Annotated in this window: 16 protein-coding genes; 4 read left to right on the forward strand and 12 right to left on the reverse strand. The window is 71.4% G+C overall.

Annotated elements, in window-relative coordinates:
- Nucleotides 1-104 precede the first annotated feature (104 nt).
- The 4 genes from KBX50_RS03210 to KBX50_RS03225 all read right to left on the reverse strand — a co-directional run bounded on the left by KBX50_RS03210 (nt 105) and on the right by KBX50_RS03225 (nt 8,329).
- Entirely contained in the window at nt 105-1,781 is a 1,677-nt protein-coding gene (locus KBX50_RS03210) for a right-handed parallel beta-helix repeat-containing protein (protein ID WP_307870821.1), read from the reverse strand.
- Between the two features lie 259 nt (nt 1,782-2,040).
- Nucleotides 2,041-3,330, reverse strand: a complete 1,290-nt coding sequence (locus KBX50_RS03215) for a hypothetical protein (RefSeq protein ID WP_210934517.1) — start codon at nt 3,328-3,330, stop codon at nt 2,041-2,043.
- Nucleotides 3,306-3,953 carry a hypothetical protein gene (locus KBX50_RS03220; RefSeq protein WP_210934518.1) on the reverse strand — a complete coding sequence of 216 codons (648 nt, stop codon included), beginning with the start codon at nt 3,951-3,953 and terminating at the stop codon, nt 3,306-3,308. The genes KBX50_RS03215 and KBX50_RS03220 overlap by 25 nt, the downstream gene beginning before the upstream one ends.
- The gene (locus KBX50_RS03225; RefSeq protein ID WP_210934519.1) at nt 3,950-8,329 is read right to left on the reverse strand and encodes an FtsK/SpoIIIE domain-containing protein; all 4,380 of its coding nucleotides are present in this window, start codon (nt 8,327-8,329) and stop codon (nt 3,950-3,952) included. Before KBX50_RS03225 ends, KBX50_RS03220 begins: the two co-directional genes overlap by 4 nt.
- Before the next feature lie 92 nt (nt 8,330-8,421).
- On the opposite strand from KBX50_RS03225, the gene KBX50_RS03230 reads away from it, so the two are divergent.
- Both KBX50_RS03230 and KBX50_RS03235 read left to right on the forward strand, forming a co-directional pair.
- Entirely contained in the window at nt 8,422-9,120 is a 699-nt protein-coding gene (locus KBX50_RS03230) for an RNA polymerase sigma factor (protein WP_210934520.1), read from the forward strand.
- Complete coding sequence (locus tag KBX50_RS03235) at nt 9,117-9,959, forward strand: anti-sigma factor (protein WP_210934522.1); 843 nt, start codon at nt 9,117-9,119, stop codon at nt 9,957-9,959. The genes KBX50_RS03230 and KBX50_RS03235 overlap by 4 nt, the downstream gene beginning before the upstream one ends.
- 67 nt (nt 9,960-10,026) lie before the next feature.
- Here KBX50_RS03235 and KBX50_RS03240 read toward each other — a convergent pair whose 3' ends face one another.
- The 3 genes from KBX50_RS03240 to KBX50_RS03250 all read right to left on the reverse strand — a co-directional run bounded on the left by KBX50_RS03240 (nt 10,027) and on the right by KBX50_RS03250 (nt 15,671).
- Entirely contained in the window at nt 10,027-10,410 is a 384-nt protein-coding gene (locus tag KBX50_RS03240) for a hypothetical protein (RefSeq protein WP_210934524.1), read from the reverse strand.
- 92 nt (nt 10,411-10,502) lie between these two features.
- Nucleotides 10,503-11,003, reverse strand: a complete 501-nt coding sequence (locus KBX50_RS03245; protein ID WP_210934527.1) for a hypothetical protein — start codon at nt 11,001-11,003, stop codon at nt 10,503-10,505.
- Between the two features lie 90 nt (nt 11,004-11,093).
- Complete coding sequence (locus tag KBX50_RS03250) at nt 11,094-15,671, reverse strand: hypothetical protein (protein ID WP_210934529.1); 4,578 nt, start codon at nt 15,669-15,671, stop codon at nt 11,094-11,096.
- A 180-nt stretch (nt 15,672-15,851) separates the two neighbouring features.
- On the opposite strand from KBX50_RS03250, the gene KBX50_RS03255 reads away from it, so the two are divergent.
- Complete coding sequence (locus KBX50_RS03255) at nt 15,852-16,730, forward strand: hypothetical protein (RefSeq protein WP_210934532.1); 879 nt, start codon at nt 15,852-15,854, stop codon at nt 16,728-16,730.
- A gap of 9 nt (nt 16,731-16,739) precedes the next feature.
- Here the strand turns inward: KBX50_RS03255 and KBX50_RS03260 are convergent, their stop codons facing one another.
- Entirely contained in the window at nt 16,740-17,057 is a 318-nt protein-coding gene (locus tag KBX50_RS03260; RefSeq protein ID WP_210934534.1) for a helix-turn-helix domain-containing protein, read from the reverse strand.
- A 114-nt stretch (nt 17,058-17,171) separates the two neighbouring features.
- Here KBX50_RS03260 and KBX50_RS03265 point away from each other — a divergent pair, with 114 nt between their 5' ends.
- Nucleotides 17,172-17,585, forward strand: coding sequence for a DUF4440 domain-containing protein (locus KBX50_RS03265; RefSeq protein WP_247673061.1), 414 nt, complete (start codon nt 17,172-17,174; stop codon nt 17,583-17,585).
- Nucleotides 17,586-17,644: 59 nt separating this feature from the next.
- Here the strand turns inward: KBX50_RS03265 and KBX50_RS03270 are convergent, their stop codons facing one another.
- From KBX50_RS03270 to KBX50_RS03285, 4 genes are all read right to left on the reverse strand, one after another.
- Nucleotides 17,645-18,652 (reverse strand): hypothetical protein, encoded by a 1,008-nt coding sequence (locus KBX50_RS03270; RefSeq protein ID WP_210934539.1) that lies wholly within the window; start codon nt 18,650-18,652, stop codon nt 17,645-17,647.
- Between the two features lie 161 nt (nt 18,653-18,813).
- Complete coding sequence (locus KBX50_RS03275) at nt 18,814-19,434, reverse strand: DUF5701 family protein (protein ID WP_210934541.1); 621 nt, start codon at nt 19,432-19,434, stop codon at nt 18,814-18,816.
- Nucleotides 19,435-19,501: 67 nt separating this feature from the next.
- Entirely contained in the window at nt 19,502-20,281 is a 780-nt protein-coding gene (locus KBX50_RS03280; RefSeq protein WP_210934543.1) for an ABC transporter permease, read from the reverse strand.
- Complete coding sequence (locus KBX50_RS03285; protein ID WP_210934545.1) at nt 20,278-21,225, reverse strand: ATP-binding cassette domain-containing protein; 948 nt, start codon at nt 21,223-21,225, stop codon at nt 20,278-20,280. The genes KBX50_RS03280 and KBX50_RS03285 overlap by 4 nt, the downstream gene beginning before the upstream one ends.
- Between the last annotated feature and the right edge of the window lie 28 nt (nt 21,226-21,253).

Genomic DNA, 21,253 nt, shown 5'->3' on the forward strand with positions numbered 1-21,253 from the left:
CATGGATCGCCGGCACTGTTTCGGACCGCAGCGAGCGTTGGCGCGGTGGACCAGAGCCGATGCCGGCGTCACCTCGGCGGTGACGCCGGCATCGGCTGCGCTCGTTACGGGGTGACGACTCGGCCGCCGAAGGTCACGACCAGCCGACCGTCGGAGGCGAAGGACCAGCCCAGAGCGCCGGTGTACGAGGAACACCGGGATCCGTTGGTGCCGGACCAGAACTGGTTCGAGCTGTCGGAGTTGCCGATGATCCGGTCGTTCGAGCCGCCGTTGCACGAGGTGTTGTTGCGGAACACGGAGGAGCCGCCGTCGAAGTTGAAGTTGCGCTCGGCGTTGCCGATGTTGGCGTTGTTCGACACCGTCATCGTGCCGGGGTTGCGGTTGTAGGTGAACCCGTGCTTGCCGTTGTTGTAGGCGATGTTGCCGCGGATGGTGTGGTTCACCGCGATGTCCTCGCCGCCGAGCTTGAATCCGTTGCGGTCACCGTTGCCGGCCTGACCACCGTTGCTCAGAGTGCCGTTGGTGTAGGCGAGGGAGGACTCGATGGTCACCGCGCCGATGGCCCCGGTGTCGCTCTTGGTGTAGAGGTCGTAGCCGTCGTCGATGTTGTTGTGGGCCACCGTGTAACGGAAGACGTTGCCGGGGCCGACGGTGAGCTTCGGGGCGAAACCGTCGGCGTCCTCGCCGTCGGAGTCGACGTTGTCGTGCGACACCGTGCTCACCACGAGGTTGTTGGAGGGCCACTGGTCGCGGGGCGCGTTGGCGACCAGCCGCGAGAGTTGCAGCCCCGAGTCCCGGTTGTGGCGGGTGATCGTACGCTCGATGATGTTGTTGTTGCCGGCCAGCAGGATGCCGTTGTCGCCGGCCCGCTCGACGATGATGCCGCGGATGTGCCAGTACGATCCGCCCACCGCCAGGCCCCGGTTCGCCGGGTCCTCGCTCTGCGCCGAGAAGTTCAGGATCGGGGTCTCACCCGCGTACGCGAAGATGTTCTTGCGCGCGCTCGACGTGCCGTTGTTGCCCTGAGCGATGGTGATGGTCTGCGAGTGGCGGTAGGTGCCGCCGCGCAGGAAGATCGTCCCGCCGGCGGGAATCCGGGTGATCGCGGAAGTGAGCGTCGTCGGGTTCGCAAGCGTGCCGGGCGCGCTGTCGGTGCCGGTCGGCGCCACGTACAGGGTGCCGCTCGACGGCGGGGGCGGGCTGGTCGGTGGGGGCGTGCTCGGTGGCGGGGTGGTCGGCCCGGTCGTCGGCGGCGGGGTGGTCGGCCCGGGCGTCGCACCTGAGGCGTACGTCTCGAACTCGGCGATCCTCGGCGTGCCGCTCGCGCCGGTGATCTCGAAGTTGATTTTTCTCAGCGAGGTGGCGGGGAAGTTGATGACCCCGGCCCCGGCACCACTGGCCAGGGTGGCGCCGGTGTCGTTGTTGACGAGTCGCCAGGAGCCGACGACACCGACCGCGCCGGCCGCCTCCCGGATGTTCACCGAGGCCACAGTGGTGGCGGTGCCCCACTTGACGGAGATGCGACCGGTCGTGCCGGTCGGCGACCAGTAGCTGCCCATGTCGCCGTCGATCACATTGCCGTAGCTGGTGCCGCTGGCCTTGCTGGAGCCGTCGGCGCCGGCCCCGAGACTGAGGTTCGTCGCGTTGGCGCTTACCGACGCGGCGGCGAAACCGTCGGCCGAGCCGGACGCTTGGGACACCGGCAGCGCCGAGGCGACGGCCGCTGCGGCGGCCACGGCGGTGCCGCCGGCGAGCAGCCTTTGTCGCACTGTAGTTCTCACTGTTCGTCTCCTCGGGAGTGAGCACGGTGCGAGGCGTCCCCTGCACAGCCCGACACCGCAGAGTGGCTACATGTTCGTGTCACCAGCCTGGCTATAGAGCGAAACATCGATGCAACACCAGGCTAGGAAAGCGCTTGCCGACAAGACAAGCCCAGCGATGTGCAGGTTTGTTGCAGGATTCTCGGCGGCCTCGCCGTGATCACGCCGCGTCTGGAGAGTTCGCCTCTCTGCGTCGGCGGTGGGGATGCGCTTTCATCTGTCAGCCGGTCAGCACCAGGGCGTGTGGCGTGACGGCCACGGTGCCGGCCACGGCGCTTTGGACCCGCACCCTCGCCTGTGGCGTCTCGACGAGAGTCAGCGCCGAGCGCGCAACGCCCTTCGAGGCGGTCAGGGTCGGCTTGCCCCCTACCTTCACCCCGCCCTCGGCGTCGCCCGTGGCGGTAACGGTCACCAGCGCCGCCGCGATGCGGTCCACCGGTACGTTCGCGAGCGTTTCCGTGGTGCCCAGTGGGATCTCGACATCGGACCGTTCGGTGGCGCGTACCGGCTCGGGGGTGTGTGGCGGAACGGGAACCACAAGTCCTTCGGTGGATTCGGGCGCCCCGGTGCCAGTGACGTAGCCGACCAGGTCGGCTCGCATTTCCGTGCCCGCTTCGTACCGTAGGTGCACCGACCCGTCACTGACCGGGATGACCATGAGTCCGCTGCGGGTGCGGTCGGTGCCGCTGGTGGCCGACCAGTAGACGGTCTGGTTCAGATCACCGGCGCGCGTCCCGGCGGAGACGAGCCCGCCCTTCGACCCGACGTCGGCGGAGACCCGCAGGATCACCGCCGAGATCGGGCCGGCGTCGGCGAGTTGCCGGACCTCGGCGAGGGCGACGCGGGCTCTCTTCCCGTCGGTCCTGGGCACCAGGGTCACCACCCGGGCGGGCGGCACCGCCACGATGCGGCCGGCGTCGGAGCGCTCCGCCGGTTCGAACACGCCGATCAGGCGTACCAGCAGATCTCCGCCGCTGGTGGTGCTGGCCCGCAGGTCGCCGTCGGGGGCGAGGTGGGCCACCACGGTGGCGGACAGCTGCGCGCCGGCCTTCGGTACCCGCAACACGACCGTCCGGTCGGTGCCCTGGCCGACGGTGACCTCGCCGGGGCCCTTGGCGGCCAGGATCGAGATCTCGACAAGCACGACCCTGGTGCCGGCGGTCGTCTCGGGCATCGGCACCGTCACGTCCACGCCGGCGGGCAGCGCGCCGACCTCGCGCGAGTCGAGCAGTACCTGTGGCCGCACCGGGATCAGGCGGGCGGAGCCGGCAACCGCCCGATCCGTGACAGGTGCTGAGGCGTCGCCGAACGAGCGGGCGTCCAGTACGGTCGCCGGGACGGTCCCGGGGTCGCCGACCCAGGCGCCCACCGCGTACCGCGAGCCCACCAGCACGGCAGCGGAGGCGAGGACCCAGGCCAGCCCGATGATGAGCCAGCGGTACACCTGTGACCTCGGCCGCCGTTCGCCGGCGGCCACGGTGACCTTCACACCTCTCGTCGGGATACGCATGGCGTCTCCTCCGTCTGCTGCTCGCGCTCACCGGACGCGCTCACGCGCTGCACGGCCCATCCGGTCTCCGCTGTGCGGCCTTCCCATTGTCCGGCATCACTGCCACAGTCGTCAGGAACTGTCTGTCGATCCCCGTGGCCGGAACTGCCCGCCTCCGGGAAGGCGCTGAGGGCCGCAGCCGTCGCCCACCCGTGGGCCTCGTCCGCGATCGCCTCGACGAGTCGCCGGTCGACGGTTACCCCGACGCCCAGATCGACGTTGTTGCGCAGCTGGGCGAGGTGCGCCGGTGCCCGCACCGCGGTCGGCAGGAATCCCGCGCGGGCGAGCAGCGCGGCGAACTCCGGCCGTGAAGTCGTCGACCCGCCCGGACCGTGCCGACCGCCGGCTCTCCCCGGATCGCCCGTTCCATCCAGCCCGTCCACCATGGATGTCGGGCACCAGCGCGGTAGGCCGAGCTGCCGCCGGGCGCGGGCCAGCCGCCGCGACAGCGGTCTCGCCCCCGCCGGGCTGCCGGTGACCTCGGCGACCGCGGCCAGCCGCATCGGATCTCCGCGGACCACCGCGACCACGACACCGTGCCCGGTCAGGCAGACCCCCACCCCGTACGTCGACTGACTGTTCATCGTGCCTCCCCTGCGAACACCCCGACCGGCATGGCCAGCCGTGCGCCGGGTGGTGGCTGATCCAGGAAGGCGACCTGGATCTGGGCCAATCCGCCGGCTTCCACCAGATAGCCGCGTCCCGGTAGCGGTCGGGGTGGGGCCTCACGCGGCAGCCGGACCCGGAGCACCTCGCCGTCGTCCGGCGCGGGGCGCAGCAGCAGCCCGGTGCGCGACATGGTCACCGCCCGCTGCCACGGTTGCATGCCGCGGAAGGCGTCGGTCCGGCCGGCGACGACAACGTGAACGCCGGCCGGCAGGCCCGGCAGCAGCCGGTCCAGAGCCGGTCCGGAGTCGGGCAGCGACTCGATTCCGTCGACCAGCAGCAGCGCCCGCCCCGTGCTCGGCTGGCTGGTCAGCCCACTGAAGGAGCCGACCACCTCGGTGCCCGGGGTACCGGTCCAGGCGTCCGGGTCGGCGGCCACCACCAGCACGCGGGCGTCGGGTGCGCTGGCGCGGGCGGCGGCGGCGAGCAGGCGCAGCGCACCTGTGCGCCCACTGCCGGCGGGGCCCGCCACCACCGCGTGCATGCCCGGGCCGAGCGCGAGCGTGGCGACGCTGAGGTCGCGGTAGTGCCGGCCGATCCCGAGCCGCCAGACCGGTCCGGCCGCTGTCGACGAGGACAGCACCTCGCCGGCGGGCACCACCTCGGGCAGCACCGTGACGGTGGGCGCGGGAACCGCATCCGGGTAGCCGGCGGCGACCCGGGCAACCGCGTCGGCGAGCGCCCCCGGCAGCGCGTCGCCGTAGCGCCCGATCTGGATCTCGCGTCGGGTCTGGAGGTCGATGGCCCGCAGGCCGGTCAGCTCGGGCACATCCCGCGCCCGCAGCCCCAGTCCCGTGTACGAGTTGGCATCTGCCAGGCGCAGACAGAGCTTCGTGGGCAGTTGGGCGAGCACCCGGCCGGGTACGCCACGGTCGTGCGACGCCGAGATGAGCAGCCGGATCCCGACGGGTGCGCCGTCGCGAAGCATCCGCTCCAATCGTGCGCCGCTCTCACCGACGCCGGCCCGTTCGGCCCCTTCGATCAGCGCGTCCCAGCCGGCCACGACGAGCAGGACGTCAGGCCCGCCGCTCCGGCTCGCGCGACGGTGGGCGATCTCGGCATCCACCTGGTCGAGTACCCGGGCGAGCCGCTCACCGTCATCGACACCGACTGCGGCGCTCACGTGCGGCAGACCGGCCAGCGCCCCCAGGCCGGTGCCGAGGCCCTCCAGCACGAAGATCCGCTGCCGGTCGGGGGCGCGGTGGCGCGCCAGTGACAGGCAGGCGGTGGCGAGCACCGCGCAGGTGGCGGCCGCGTCGGCGCCGAGCACCAACGTCCCGCCCGCTTCCGGCGCCCAGCACCACACGTCGGAGCGCTGTTCGTCAGGCAGGTCCACGAGGCCGAGCGGGACCGGAGCGGGCCCGTCGGTTGTGGCGTCGAGGTCGGTCGCCAGGCGCCAGGCGTCGACCTCGTGCGGCAGCGGCGGCGGGCAGGGCACCCGAGGGCGGGGGTAACCACCCCGCTCGGCGGCCTCCGCCATCACGCTCACCAGCCTTTCAAGATCTGTCGGTACGCCTTCCGGCTGGTCCTCCGGCACACCCGCCTCCTGATCGGCCAGCAGCGCGAACGGGGCGATCTCGATTCGTTCGCGCTGTCCTCGTCGGGTCGCCGCGGACACCAACGCGGTCTGCACCCCGACAACCTCGCCGGCGCCGAGCCGGACGTAGGCGCGGCCGGGCCGGCGCCGGTCGATGTCGGCGGCCTGCCGGGTGCCCAGCACGTCACGGGAGTCCGCCTCGTCCTGGACACGCAACGCCACCCGCAGGTTCGTGTTCGCCCGGATCTTGCCGTCCACCACCCCTTGCGGGCGCTGCGTCGCCAGCAGCAGGTGGATGCCGAGACTGCGGCCCCGCTGCGCCACGTCGACAAGCGCACCGAGGAAGCCGGGTAGCTCGACCGCGAGAGTGGCGAACTCGTCGATCACGATGAGCAGCCGCGGCAGCGGCGGGTCGGGGGCCACCAGGTCGACGATGTCGCTGACACCGGCTTCCCGTAGGCGTCGTTCCCGGTGCCGCAACTCGGCCCGCAGGCAGCGCAGCGCCCGCGCGGCCAGGTGTTCGTCGAGGTCGGTGACCAGCCCGACGGTGTGCGGCAGCGAGGCGCAGGCATCGAAGGCGCCGCCGCCCTTGAAGTCCACGAGCAGGAAGGTGAGCGCGTCCGGCGAGTGTGCGCACGCCAGCGACGCCACCACCGTACGCAGGAACTCGCTCTTGCCCGCGCCGGTGGTGCCCACCACCAGACCGTGCGGCCCGTCGCTGTGCAGGTCCAAGGTCAACGGACCGTGTTCGGTCATCCCGATGGTGGCCTGCATCCCGGAGATGCCGTGTCGCCACCACTCGCCTATCGACAACGGGTCGAGCTCCTCGACCGGCCGTCCCAGCCCGTTGGGGCCGGACAGCACGGTCCGCAGCAGGTCCACCAGGCGGGCGTGGGCCGGCAGCAGGGCCGCCGCGGCCGCCTGCTCCGGGTCGGTCCACCGGGCCAGTGCGCGTGCTGCCGGCCCGCACACCTGCTCGGCGGCCCGCACGGCGAGCAGGCCCGACGTCCGCTCGCCGGTGACCGCGTCGGTCAGGTCGGCGGTGCCGTCCGGCGCCAGTTCGAGGAAGCACTGGCACACCGAAGGCAGTCGTTCCGTGCGCCCGCTCACCACAAGCGTTCGGCCGCTGCCGCGGGCGAGCCGGCCCAGCATCGAGGCCACCCGACCGCTCAACAGGTCATCGCCGTCCACCACGACGACGGTGTGCGTGGCGTCGGTCCCGCCCGTGCTGGCCCCGCCCTCCACCATGAGTGCGGTGCGAGACGGCGGTGCGGTGTCGGCCGCCAGTCGGGTGAGTAGTTGCTCGGTGGCGGCCGCGTCGGAGGCGACCCGCAGCGTCCCGTCGTCACCGCTGAGGTGCGGCAGCCACTTCAGCCAGTCCCACCCGGCCAGCCGGTCCGGCTGCACCACCAGGGCCAGTGCCAGGTCAGCCGGTCCGTGCCGGGTGACCAGATCCAGCACGACCGCGGCGACCGCGCTGCGCGCGGCGGTACCGGCGCCGACCACACCCAGCCCTGAACGGTCCCGCAGGTTGACGTGGACGGGTACGTCCGGCAACCAGGACCGTTCGGCGAGCGCCTCGCTCAGCTCCGGCCGTCCCGCCAACTCCTCGGCGCCACGCCGGCCCAGCTCCGGAAGCCAGGGGCGGCTACCCACGCCGACCACCACCCGCAGCTCGTCCGCGTCGCCCGGGCGCACCTCCCACAGACCTCGACCCGACACCGCCCGGCGGACCAGACCGGCCAGGCCCGGATAGCCGGCGCGGGCCGCTGCGGCCACCGCTGTGCGCGTGGCGTCCAGGTCGGTGCCGAACCGCTGTACGGCCGCCGCCGACTCCCTGTCCAACCGGATGGTGTCCTTCTTGGCGCGGTGCCGGGACTCGACCCAGCGGGCCAGCGCCATCAACGGCGTCATCGCGACCATGACCAGGAAGAACGGGCTGAACACGAAGGCCATCACCACACCGATGGGCAGCGGCGCGATGAGCAGCAGCCAGGACAACGGCGCGGGTACGGACACGGGCGCCGGCGCGGCCGGCACGGGCACCTGCTCGGCCGGCGCGGTGCTGGCCACCCGGGGCGTACGGATCAGCGGTTCGCGGCCCCCGGTCGCCTCGCCGGTCGACGGCGCGGGCCACGACGGGGGCGCAGCCAGGTCGGCCGGAGGCGCCACCCGGAAGGCCGTGTCGCCGAGCCGCAGGTAGCTGCCGTCGCGCAGTTCGGCGTCGGACTCGTCGTCGGTGAGGTCCCGTCCGTCCACCCGTACGAGGCAGCTGTCGTCGACAACCGTGGCGGTGACCCGCAGCTGGTTGGTGGTCTCGATGTGCACCAACGGTCGGGTGACGGCACCGAAATCCACTCCGGCCTGCCGGCTGCGTCCGATCGCGAACGTGCCGTGGTCGAGTGCGATGCTCTGGCCACTGTCCGGCCCGGCCAGCCGGCTCAGCTCGACGACGGGCCGCCCCGCCCGCCCGCCGTCCGATCGGCCCGGCGCCGCCGGCCGTACGCTCAGTTCCGAACCGGCCCACAACGGCAGGTCCGCGAGCAGGCTGTCGGCGGGAACTCCCACGCCGTCCACCTCGATGGCCAGCTCGCCGGTTGCGACCCGGGCGGTGAGCGGTCCGACGAGGTGGTCGAGCAGTTCACTGACGGTGACGTCCGGGGCGGCGGTGACCAGGCAGACGTCACGGGTGCCGAATCGTGGGCCGGCCCGGTGGGGGAGCGGCTGCTGCTCTTCGATGTGGACGCGGAGCCTCATGACCACGGTTCGCCGTCGGGCACGCCTGTGGTTCCCGCCAACGCGAGATTCGGCAGATTCACGATCCGCGATCAATTGCGTATCGTGGATCGGTGGCCGAAAGATCTGTGCCGGGTGCGACAGCCGTGTCCGGCTCGTCGGCGGAACCACGGGACACGGGGGACGGGCGGCGTGAGCTGTCGCCGGCCGTACTCGTGCGTTTTCAGGCGGGGGACGCCGACGCGCTCGGCGAGGTCTACGACCGTTACTCGCGTTCGGTGTGGGCCGTCGCCATGACGGTTACCCGCGCCGACCACCTCGCGCAGGAAGCGCTCCAGGAGACGTTCATCCGCGCGTGGAACTCCGCGTCGACGTACGACCCGGAGCGGGATCTCGGCCCGTGGCTGCTGACCATCGCGCGGTACACGGCGCTGGACCTGATCCGGCGCGAGTTGCGACCCACCCGGGGTGGTCACGAGGCCGAGCAGGACGCGGTGGTGGAGGCACCCGATCTGGACGTGGCATGGTTGTCCTGGAAGGTACAGGAGGCGTTGCGTCAGCTCGCCGACCACGAGCGAGAGATCATCCGGCTGTCGTTCTTCGACGACCTGACCCACGCGCAGATCGCCCAACGGCTGGACCTACCACTGGGCACGGTCAAGTCGCGCTCGCACCGGGCGCACCGGCGGCTGGCCGAACTGCTGGCCCACGTGCGGGATCCTCCGCAACTGGACGACGGCGCGAACCAGACCGGTACCGGGGGACGAACAACAATCGGTAAAGCGGGCAGTGAGGGGAGGAGTGACGGGTGAGCACCGCACCACAGACCGACGGGGGCGCAGACGATCAGTTCGTGGACATGCTGGCCGGGCACCTCGATCGGCACGCGAGGCGCACCCCCGGGCGGAAGAAGGCGGCGGCGCAGAGCGCCGACCCGGCTCTGCTGGCCGCCGTGGTCACCGAGTTGCGGGCCGAGACCACCTGGGCCTCCGGTCCACCGCCGGCACTTCGGGACAGCATCCTGAGCCGGGTGCGGGCGCACGCCGACGAGCAGCGGGTAACCGACCCGGCGCCCGAGCCGCTGCCCGTGTCTGAGTCGGTGTCCGTGCCCGACCCGGTACCCGTGCCGGAGCCGCCGGCCGGCGGCCCGGCCACCCCGGTACCATCGGCGGACCCCGGCCCGCCTTGGTGGCATCCGGCGCAGTGGCGTCCCCGGATGGGCCGGCTCACCTGGGCGCTGCCCGCCGCCGCCCTCGGTGCCGCGCTGTTCACCGCAGGTGTTCTGGCCGTCGACCGGATGCTCGACCCGCAACCGCGCGCCGACGTCTACGTCGCCGCCGGCACGAACCTGGCTCCGGAGGCACGCGGCACGGTGTCAGTCGTGGACACCCCGTCGGGAGCGTCCGTGGTGCTGGAGCCGGTCGGGCTGCCCGCTGCGGCACCGGGCTCCTACTATGCGGCGTGGCTCAAGGGACCGCGCGGCACCGTACCGATCGGGTCGTTCCACGAGCGCCGCAGCGGCGTACCCATCGAGCTGTGGAGTGGCGTGGACATCGCCGACTACACCACCTTCAGCGTCACCCTCCAGAGCGAGGGAGCGCCGCCGACCCCGTCCGGCCTGGTGGTGATGACGGCGGCGCTGGGCTCCTGACCACAACAGACTGGCGCGGTCCACCACTACCGGTGACCGCGCCAGCGGGACAGCTTCGGGCGTTCGTTCAATGGTTGGCCCACGACGGTGGTGCCGGTGGAGGCTGGGGTGCCGCGGGCGGATCGCCCGACTCCGGCTGCCCCTGCCGGTCCCGCAACTCGGTGCGGTACTCCTCGTACGCGACGGTGTAGTCGCGTTCGGCCGCCGCGACCTCGCGACAGGTTTCGGCGCGCTCCCGGCAGGTGACGGCGAGCTGGGTCAGCTCCGTGGCGACCTGATCGAGGATGGTGGCCGCGGCGTCCAGTTCGTCCGTCACGATGGTGGTCAACTGGCCACCGATCATGGAGCCTGCGCCGATCGCTTCCCGGGTGGGCTCCATGAGCGTGCCGGCCATCTGGGCCGCCGCGTCCAGGACGGTTGCCGCAGCCTCGTAGTCCTCCGCGAATGGCACTTCGACGCTCCCTTCCGGCGCGGGTGCCGGGCCACCCGTGCGGGGCCGGGGCGTCCGTACCCACCCCGGCCCCCGGCACGGCGACCCACCACTCAGACCCGGGTGATCCCGGTGTTCATGATCTCGTCGAGCTGGACGGCCTGCGCGTCCATCGCCTGTCCCAGCGACCCGGCCGACTCGCCGGCCGCCACCGCGACGGCGTTGAACTGGGTGGCCACGTCGTTCAGTTCCCCACCGAGCCGGGCGAGGTCGGCCCGGAAGGTCTCGAAGATCTCCTGTACCCGGGCCGTCGTCTCGTTGACCCGTGCGTCGAGCTCCACGCCGACCTCTTCGGCCTGGGCCCGGTTGGCGCCGGTCCACTGGACGCCGCCGAAGCTCGTGGTCACCGAGCGGGACTCCTGGCTGACCGCCAGCAGCGCCGAGACCACGGCGGTCTGGGCGTTGGTGATCTGCTCCTGGAGACCGGCGACCGCACTGTCCGTCGTCGAGACGACGTTGCCACCACAGGCGGCGAGACTGTCACCGAGACTGCGGTACGCGATGGCGTGCTGCTGGATCTGGGCGACGTCGCCGCCGAGCATTCCGACGTTCATGACTGCTACCTCCCGATGTGGTCTTCCCGGGCGACCGGTGTCGCCTCGGTCGTCTGCATTCGCCGCCAGGTACCGTTTCGGTTCCCTCGCTCACCAGTCCGACCAGCCGTCGTCGGCTTCCAGGTCGAGCGGCGTGAACTCGTCGTAGCCGATGGCGATCCCGGGCACCGGCTCCAGGTGGGGATCCCAGGCCATCGCATCGAACGCCGGTCCCAGCAGCGCCGGCGCCCCGTCGTCGAAGGTCGCTGAGGGCAGCGTCTGCGCCCAGAAATCGTCCTCGTGTCCGAAGTCGACGGTGGTGCCCTCGGGTGCCCCGAGGCCGATCATCGTGTCGTACGCGGTGTGATAGAGATCGGGCAGCTCGTGCTCGGACACGTCATCCCAGCCGGCCAGGTCCGTCGATCCCGCGGTGCCGTAGCGGTACAGGTCGTCCGGCGGCGGCGCGTACGTGCCGCCCGGATCGACGGAGAAGCCGTCCGGCAGGCCGCCGTCGAGGTCGAGGGCCGCCGCGGACCCGATGTCCGGGTCCGGGAAACCGGGTCGGTCCGCGAACGTGGGCTCGAACGGTGAGCGGAACTCGTCCCGCACGTCGAATGCCAGCAGGCTCCCCGGTGGTGCGTGCTGGGCGACGAGCACGTCCGCCGTGGACACGCCGGCGAGTTCGGCGATGCGCTCCACCGCGAGCTCACCGCTGACCGGATACTTGACGCTGACCATTGCGCCCCCGCCGGTCGCCAGGCCTTCGGCGAAGTCGCTCTGCTCGGCGAGCCGGAACCCGTCGCTGTTGGCCCGGAACCCGACCGCACCGATGAACGGGATGTTCACCGCGGCCATCCCGTCGAGGGCGAGGGTGGGCAGCCGTAGGTCCAGGAGCGGGCCGAGATTCACCTCGCCGGCGATCGAGCTGACCAGGCCGTAGGGGCCTGCCTGGTAGGAGAAGCCGGCCATGCCGCCGATGGTGAGACCATCCACCGGGGCCGTGTCGTTGTCGATCAGCAGCACTCCGTTGCGGACACCCACATAGACCGATTCGGACGCGTTGTGGGGCCCCTGCGCGGAGGCGCCCCAGCCCACGATGTTGAGGATGGACTCCTTGGTCCGTGAGCCGCCGTCGAGGACATGGTTGGCGACGAACGCCGGGTTCTGCGGCGCGGCCCAGATGTGGGACGGGCCGTCAGCCGGCGGCACGAACAACCGCCCGATGGGATGCAACGGTGGCTCGGCCGGCACCGGAACGTAGAACGGCGAGTCCGGGTCGCGGCCGAAACCCTCGGGAAGGGCGATCCGTCCCAGCGTGTCCTGGGTACTGGCGGTGCCGGTGAGAAGCAGGTCGCTGGTGGACCCGCCGGGCAACAGGTTGCGGGTAGGGCCGCTGAGCAGCGACGCGCCGGCGAGACTGGCCAGGCGGGTACCGCCGCCATCGATGCCCGTGCCGTCCAGGTCGTCCAGCCGGCTCAGCGGCATGTCCTCGGGACGGTCGAGGAAGAATAGCAGGTAGCCACCGGGAAGCTGCTTGAGCCGTCCCGGAGCGGGGGGCATGCCACCCGGGACGCTGATCGCGCCGGGGCTCGCATCCGGGCCCAGTCCGCTGTCGCCGCCGTACACGGTGCCGTCGGGACCCACGACCGTCGCCCCGGGCGGGATGAACTGCATTCCCGGTTGCAGTGGTATCGGCGTGGTCGAGCCCGGCAGCGTCATGGTCGGCTGGCGGGCGGCCGGCCCGCCGGTGGCCTGTGCCAGGACGAATCCGCCGCCGAGCGTGTCCGCCCCGGCTCCGCCCGCCAGGACGTCTGTTCCGGCCCTGCCCGCCAGGTTGCTCTCCCCGGCCGCTTCAGCCAGGGTGCCGACCACCGCGGGGCCGCTCGGCGGAGCCTCGCCGGCCGATCCCGGGAGCGGGCCGAACGTGGTGGTCGCCGCGGACGTCGAGGCTGCGCCGGTGAACAGGGCGAGCGACTCACGCCCGGCGGCGGCACTGCCGGGTACGCCGGCCGGCCGCAGCGAGCCGAGCACGTCGCTGAGCCGCTGCAGCACCACAGGGGCGGCCAGCCTCGGGTCGACGCCCCGGAACACCCCTTCCAGCACGACGCCCACCTCGGCGACGCGCTGCGCGACCAGGGCCGCGTCCGGCCCGTCCGGCGGCGAGGTGCGAACGATCCGCAGCGCCTGGGCAAGTGCCTGTCCGGCGGCGAACGGACGCCCCGCGTCGACCGCGGAGATGGCCTGCGCCAGATTCGCCGCGATCCCGGTGCCCTTGGCCAGGTCGGCCAGGTCGGTCCGGGTCTTGGGATCGAAGTCGAAAGCCGTTCCGGCGACGGTCTTCGGGTCACCGAGGACGCCCCGGGGATTGAGCAGCGCCGCCGCCCCGGCGGAGACCACCGAGAGGCCGTTGCCGAACGCGGCCAGCGCGTCGCCTCGGTCGAGAGCCTGGATCACGCCGGCTGCCGGGGTCACCAGTCGGGCGACGTCCCGTACGGACGTACCGAGTCGCACCAGGTCGACCGCGAAGCTCTTGTCGATCAGGTCGAGGCTCGCCAGCAGCGGCCCACCATTGCCCAGGACGCTGCCGGCCGCGCCGAGCCCCGCGGTTATCGCACCGACCACCGTGTTGGCCTGGGACGCCTGGAACACCGACGCACCGATGTCGAAGGCGCGTTTGGCGTTGCGCAGCACGTCCAGGGTGGGGCCGGCGTCGAAGAGATCGCCCACGATGCTGCTCTGCCCCACCAGCTTCGCCGCCCCGGCCGCCGCCCCCAGCAGGTCTGCCCCGGCGGTGAAGGCGGACAGGCCCGCGCCGATGGCGCCCAGCCAGTTGCCGTCGACGGCATGGCTCACCGCTTCGACCGCGTTGACCGCCAGGGTGGCGATCCCGACGGCCTGCAGACCGGGTACGACGAGACTGGCGACGCCGAGCGCGATCTTGCCGATCTGAAAGATCGCCTTGAACGGGTTGTCCTTCCAGGCGGTCACGATGGCCTTGCCGATCGACTTGACGGTGTCGAAGACCCGGGACAGGAAACCCTTCTTCTTCTTTTTCCGCCGGCTGACGGCGGTCAGCACACCGAGATCGTCGAAGGTGACGTTGAGCTTGTACTTGCCGAGGTCCTGACTGCGGCCACCGGGAATGCCCCACTGGCGGGCGAGGATCAGGAACTCGGGGCTGCCCTCGACCGCGTCCCGGCTGCGCAGCCGCAGCCGACCTCGGCCGAGCGCGTCCACCACGTTGGCACCCACCACGGCGGTCAGCTCGCGTTCGGTGAGCGCCGGAGCCCCGACGACGGCCAGGGAGCGGAAGGCCGCGACGACCCGGTTGACGCGCTCGCGCAACTGCGGCCCGTCGGTCGCGCCCCGAAGGTAGCTCAGCGCCCCCACGAACTGGGCCTGGACGGTCGGCGACTCGGCCATCGAGCGGGGAATCTGACTCGCGACGAGCGCGAAGAGCTGCTGCTGGATCGGCTGGGTCAGCTCGATGGGTGTCACGCTGCTCGGATCGACCCCGGCACCGGTCAACGCCCGGTCCACGAGCCCGGCCAGGCCGACGGTGTACGACTCGTCGATCACCCCAACCTTACGGCCGAGCCGCAGGACGAGATCAATGCCAGCCTCGTTGAAGAACGCCGTCGGGTCGGTGTCGCCCTCGAATCCGGTGGGCAGTAGCGCGCTCTGCATCATCCGGTTCGCGCGTAGGAACGCTATCGCCGCCGCGAACCGGGCCGACTCGGTCGCGGCTGCGGCACCGGGGTCGGTCCAGCCGACCCGCGCGGCGAAGGCCAGGGTCTGCGTGAGTTGAGTGGCATCGGGTGCGGTGGTGTCCCGGCCGACGAGATGTGCGGGCAGCCAGTCGGCGATCGCCGCGAACTCGATCTCGGCCGCGGCGATCTTCGCGGCCAGCTCTGCCGGTGCGCTCTCGGCGGTGGCGAAATCGTGCGTGGCCAGCACGTCGCCCAGCTGTGGGAGGTCTGCCGCACGGGCCAGCCTGTGGTCCAGGTCGACGGTTCCGGCGACCCAGTCCAGCAGTCGCTCCGGATCGGCGAGCACGTCGTCGACGGTCCGGCCGTCGGACCAGAAGTCCTGCCAGAACACCTCGGTGGTGCGTGGCTCGGCTCGACGCCGGAACAGGCTGAGAAAGCCACTGCCGTGCTGTTCCCTGTCCACCGGCGGCACCGGAGGTCCGACGTGTTCGATGCCCAGCGCGAGGGCCAGCACGCGCAGGTCGGGAAGCAGTTCGGCGGGGAGGTCGGGTCGCTGTCCGGCCAGCAGCGCCGGCACCAGCATCGGCGACAGGCGAGCGAGTGCCGCGTCCAGCGCCGTGTTCGTACCGGCCGGGGCGAGGCCGACGAGGATGGCCCGCAGATCCCGTGGGCCGGCGAAGCCGAGCAGCGCGCCGAGCACACTGCCGAGTTCGGCTGTGGTCGCGCCGAGGCCGGTGGCGACCCTCCGGGGGTCGATCGCGAACTGCTCGGCGAGCTCGGCCTTGTCGATGACACCGGTGCCCAGAGTGGCGAACCCGTCCTGGACGAGGGCGAGTTGCAGCGGTGCCTGGCTGGTCAACTCAGCGAGGTTGAGCGCGCCGACAACCTGGCGCCGCACCGCCTCCGCGCGGGTCGCGGTGTCGCGCAGCACCCCGCCCAGCGTCCGTGCGCCCTGACTGTCGATTCCGACGTACGCCATCGTCCGGCCCCTTCCCCCAACGCGTCCCTTGGCGAGGATCGCGACAGCCGGGATTCGCCGTGGCGGCCTGGACCGGTTCCCGACCCGGGCCGGGAACCGCGGAGCGGGCGGCCGGCGAATGCGGGATGTGCGGGCCACCCGGTCCGGCACCCACCGCGTCACCGGATACCGGAGGCCACCATGTCCACACAGGTCAGCGCTGCGCCCGCAGGCGCCACCACACCCATGTTCGACGCCGCGCAGGCCCGCGGCGACGCCGCCCGCCGATGGGCCGGTACCCCGCTGGCCACCGAGCACTGGCTGGAGCAGGCGAGCGGCTTCCCGCGTGGCGACGTGTCGGTCGACCCCGCGGTGGCGGCCACTGTCGTCGCGGCTTCGCGTGGATACCGGCTGACCCGTGGCCATCTGGCGGAGACGGTCGCGTTCGCCGAGTTCCTCGCCGGCGAGGTGTTCACCGCCGAGGAGCGCGCCGAGTTGGAGCAGGATGTGGTGGAGGCGTTCGAGGACTCGCCCAAGCGGGCGCTGCAGTCCCTGCGGCCACTGTCCGGCGGGGTGCGGCGGGTGGCCGCTCTCAGTCCGGTGCAGCGTGCGCAACGACGGCTTCATGCGCTCACCACCAGCTACCTGCTCGAACTGCGCCGCCAAGCCGACGGACGCGAACTGAGCCCACTCATGGCGGTGGTGAGCCGGCACAATCCGGTGGTACGGCACTGGGCGTCAGCGGGGGTGGTGCTGGTCGCCGACGCGCTGGCCGCGCGGATGGAGCAGCATCGGTTGGTGCTGTGCCTGATCGGCCGCGACCTCGAAGCGCCGGCTGTGCTCGCCGACCACCTGCTGGCCCGGGCCGACCAGGCAGGCCGCTTGGAGGCCGCCGAACTGGCCGCCTCAGAACTCCGCCTGTTGCTGCTGCGCGCCTGGTTGATCGACCTCGGCACCACGGCGCTAGCGAAGGTCCGGGAGGACGTCGCCCGGGCAGTGCAGTCCGCACTCGACGTGGACATCGTCGTGCAGCACGTCGGTTACCGGGCGGCACTGGAGGTGGCGGATCAGGTGGACTGACTCCAGTATTCACGTGCCGTTGGGGTCGCGCTGCGCTGAGGTTTCACGGAGCAGCGCGTCACCGGTCCGGTAAAGCTCGATCAGTAACGGCTTGAGCGTCCGACCGGCGGCGGTGAGCCGGTAGACGGTGTGAGACGGAAAGCCCTTATGGCGGCGGCACTCGATCAGATCGTCAACTACCAACCTGGTCAGCCTCTCGCTCAGGACCTTCGCGCTCAGCGCTGGCAACGCGGCCCGCATCTGGCCGAACGAGCGGGGCCCATGCATCAGTTCCCGCAGGAGGAGCGTCGTCCATCGGCCGCCGACAGCGGCGAGCGCGACTTCCACGGGGCAGGTTGGCGCGGGATGTCTTGTCTCGCCGCGGGTGTCCGGGACCAGTTCACGATCCCAGCCGCTGCTCACCGTTTGGTTACCGGCGGCGGGCCCGGTTTGACTGGCCGTATGAGCGCCGAATTCAGCCTCCACCCTGACAGTGTCCCGTTGACCGACGACGCCAGCCAACACCCCTGGATCTTCGCTCGGGCCTTCAACTCCGGTGATGTCGCTGCTGTGGAGCAGGTCTACGAACCTGATGGCGTCTTTGTCGCCGCGCCGGGCCAGGCTGTCACCGGCGTGGCCAGGGTGGCGGCCAACCAACGCTTCCTCGACTTGGGCCTGCCCATCGACGTTCGTCCCCGGCACGTCTACCTGGCCGACGACATCGCCCTACTGATCGTCGACTGGACGATCGACGGCCGGGGCGCCGACGGGCAGCATGTGCACCTGGACGGCACCGCTACCGACGTGGCACGCCGGGGCCCCGATGGCTGCTGGCGGTACGTCATCGACAACCCATTCGGCACGGCGCGGTTGTAGGCCCGAACGCTCGGTCGTTGCCGGAAGTAGTGCGTCGTTTCGGCCCCGATGTTCAACGATCACTGCATGGTGGTGGCTGGTGGGTGGTCGAACGAGACCGGGCAGCGGAAGATGTACAGGGCGTAGCCACGGCCGATGCAGACATCGGTGGGGTTGGCCGGCGCCTCCGCCGGTTCCTCCAGCGGCCGCCAACTGCCGCCCGACCCGTGCCACTCGCTGGAGTCGGCGGTGAACAACAGCGTCATCGCGGTGCCACACTCCGGGCAGTCCATCGGATGCGGGTCGGTCAGCGACCAGTTCGCGAAGCCGCCCACCTTCCAGCCCGGCGCCAATGACAGGTCGAACTGGTAGTCGACGCCGTCCTCGTCGTCGCATTCCCCCGCGGGCCCCTCCTCCCAGGCAGTGATCTGGGCGGCGAGTTCCTCAGGCAGCAGCCCGCCGTACTGGTGCTCGCGGATCTGTTCCGGGTACACGACGCAGGGAGTCGGCAGGTAGGCGTCGTTGACGACGGGGGGTTCGCCAGCCGCGGCCACGGGCCGGCTGATGTCGGCGCTGTGCCGCCAGTACAGCCGTGCCCGCGGGTTGTAGCCCTCCTCGGGGTGGTCCAGCGGGCACCACAGCACCTGCAGCAGATCGGTGCCGTCCGGGCCGGCGAAGTCGGGCACGTCCCGGCGGTACAGCTGTGCCACCGCGACCAACGGGATCGGCTGGTTCACCAGGCTGTACGGCTCGGAGAAGTCGAGGTCCGGCACCTGCGCCTGTTCCTCGTCGGTCAGGGTGTAAGGAGTGCCCGTCGCGTCGGCACGGGCCTGCGCCGCCGCGTAGATCTCCCGGCTGCGGCGGACCGTCGACGGCGTCTGGAGCTCGCCCACGTAGTGGGCATCCCCATCTGCGCACACTGGCCACGCCTCGTCGGCCGGCCAGAGCAGCGGGCCACCCACCGAACTGTCGGCGGCCGTCGGCGTACCGGGCCGGGGATGCAGCCGCGTGGCCGTCGCCGAGTGGTTCCTCAACGCGGGGAAGAGCTCCGTGACGTCCAGCGGCCGCGGCGGCGTGGTGCGAGTCATGGCCGACGATCCTAGTGCGATGTCCAGGACGTCGGCGGTGTCGCGGCTAGGTCCAGGCGGCGATCCGGCAGGCGGATCGCCGCCTGTGCACAACGGGATGAGAGCCGGTCAGGCTGGAGCCAGCTGCCCTTTCCCGTTTCCGCCCGGGCCCGCTGCCGCGATCAATTGACAGGACTGCGGTGGCGCGCGGAGGCAAAACCGAGCCAGGTGTGCCGGTTGCCGGCCCAGCACCATCCGATCTTCGGCGCTCGACGTCGGGCAGTGCCGTCGCGTCCGGTTCCGCCGCTGATCCAGATGGCAGGAGCTCGGGCGTCGAGGGTCTTGCCGGTGGGTTTGCGGGAGCCGATGGTCATGAAGCAGTGATTGGGTTCGAGTAACTTCGGTTCCTGTAGCAGCCAGCTGATCCCCTCGTGAACGGTGAGCGGTGTGCGTCCGCGTTCGAGGATGGCCGGTAGCGCCTCGTTGGGACTCCAGTTGCGCATGTCGTCGCCGCGGTCGGGCTCGCGGACGAGATAGAGCGGGCGGTCGGGTAGGGCAAGGCCGTCAATGGGTACGAACTGTTCGAGGTCGACCATGTCGTCGACGACGAAGCCGGGTTTGTCGTCACGGCGCAGCAGGGGTGCCAGTTGACGCGCGGTGGCCAGTTCGGGGTGCACGGCCAGCACGCACTGGGGCTCGTCTGGCAGCGCGGCGACGCAGGCGGCGAGTTCTGTCGGACTGCTGTCTGTGACGTCGGCGAGTCCGGCGTCGAGCAGGCGCTGTAGTTGGTCGGTCAAGCTCATCTGCTCTCCTGGTGGGCAGTGGTACACGGACATTGGCGAAAGCGCTCGAGCTGCGGTCCGGCCGGTTTCAGTGGCGCAGTCTGCGGTACGCACGCGCCGACAGCGGCAGGAAGACGGCGGTCAGCAGGAGCGGCCAACCGACCGCCAGCCACACCGCCCCGTCGACAAGCGGCCCCTCGGTGATGCCGGTCGGGTTGCCGAACAGTTGACGGGCGGCGGACGCGGTCGCGGACAACGGGTTCCAGGCCGCGAGGGCGCCGAGCCAGCCGGGCATCGTCTCGGCGGACACGATCGCGGTGGACAGGAAGCCGATGGGCCAGACCAGCACCTGCACCGCCACCGTCGCACCCTCGCCGCGGAAGGTCAGTCCCAGGAAGATGCCGATCCACAGGACGGCGAACCGCAGCAGGAGCAGGAGCAGCACGGCCAGGGCCGCCGATGCCGGATCCGACGAGATCCGCCAACCGATGAGCAGGCCACCGAGGATCAGGACCAGTAGTTCGACGGCCGAGTTGGCCATGTCGGCGCCGACGCGGCCCAACGCCACCGACGCACTGCCGATCGGCATCGAACGGAACCGGTCGGTGATGCCCTTGCGGGCGTCGTTGGCCATGGCGGTCGCAGTGGCTTCCACCCCGAACATCATGCTCAGCGCCAGCATGCCGGGCAGCAGGAAGTTGATGTAGTCGCCGCCGCCCGGGACGCTGATCGCGCCGCCGAACAGGAAGCCGAAGACCAGCAGCAGCATGATCGAGAAGAGCAGGCCGAAGATGGGTGCCCACGGCTGGCGTACCCAGTGGGCCAGATCCCGCTGGGTGATGACCCAGCCGGCGCGCAGTGTGGTCATCGCGCGACCTCCTTGTCGGTCAGGGTCAGGAACACCTCGTCGAGGGTGGGGCGGCGCAGTACCAGGTCCTCCGGGGTGACGCCGATCTCGTCCAGGGCGCGGACGATCTCGGCGATCGCGACCACGCCGGTGCCGACTTCGAAGGTGATGGTGCGGGTGTCGGTGTCGATCGCGGGCGGTGCCCCGACGGCCGCCGACATCCGCTGCGCGATGGACGCCAGTGGCTCGCGCAGCGGCATCGTGACGCTCACGCGGTCGCCGCCGACCTGGCGTTTGAGGGCGTCCGGCGGACCACTGGCGATGATCCTGCCGTGGTTCATGACGGAGATCCGGTCGGCCAACTGGTCGGCTTCGTCGAGGTACTGCGTGGTGAGCAGGACCGTGGTGCCGCGGGCGGCGATCTCGCGCACGGCTGCCCAGACCTCGTTGCGGGCGCGGGGATCGAGGCCGGTGGTTGGTTCGTCGAGGAACAGCACTGCCGGGGTCAGGATGAGGCCGGCGGCGATGTCGAGCCGGCGACGCATCCCGCCGCTGTAGGTCGAGACCGCCCGGGTCGCCGCGTCCGTCAGGTCGAAGGTGTCGAGCAACTGGTCGGCGCGCACCCGGGCGTCGGCGGAGTTCAGCCCGTAGAGCCGGCCGAACATCACCAGGTTCTGGCGGCCGCCGAGGATCTCGTCGACGGCGGCGTGCTGCCCGACCAGTCCGATGCGGCGCCGGACCTGGCGGGCCTGGGTCCGTACGTCGTACCCGGCGACGCTGGCGCTGCCGCCGTCCACGTCGATCAGGGTGGCCAGCGCCATGACCGCTGTGGTCTTGCCGGCGCCGTTGGGACCGAGCAGCCCGTGGATGACACCTGCGGGCACGCTCAGGTCGAAGCCGTCCAGCGCGGGCACGTCGCCGTATCTCTTGCGTAGTCCGTCGGCGGTCAGGGTGTGGTTCGTCAACACCGGCTCCTAACTCCGTATGCCTTAC

It is taken from the genome of Micromonospora sp. C51 (genome assembly GCF_018070435.1).
GTDB lineage: Bacteria > Actinomycetota > Actinomycetes > Mycobacteriales > Micromonosporaceae > Micromonospora > Micromonospora sediminimaris.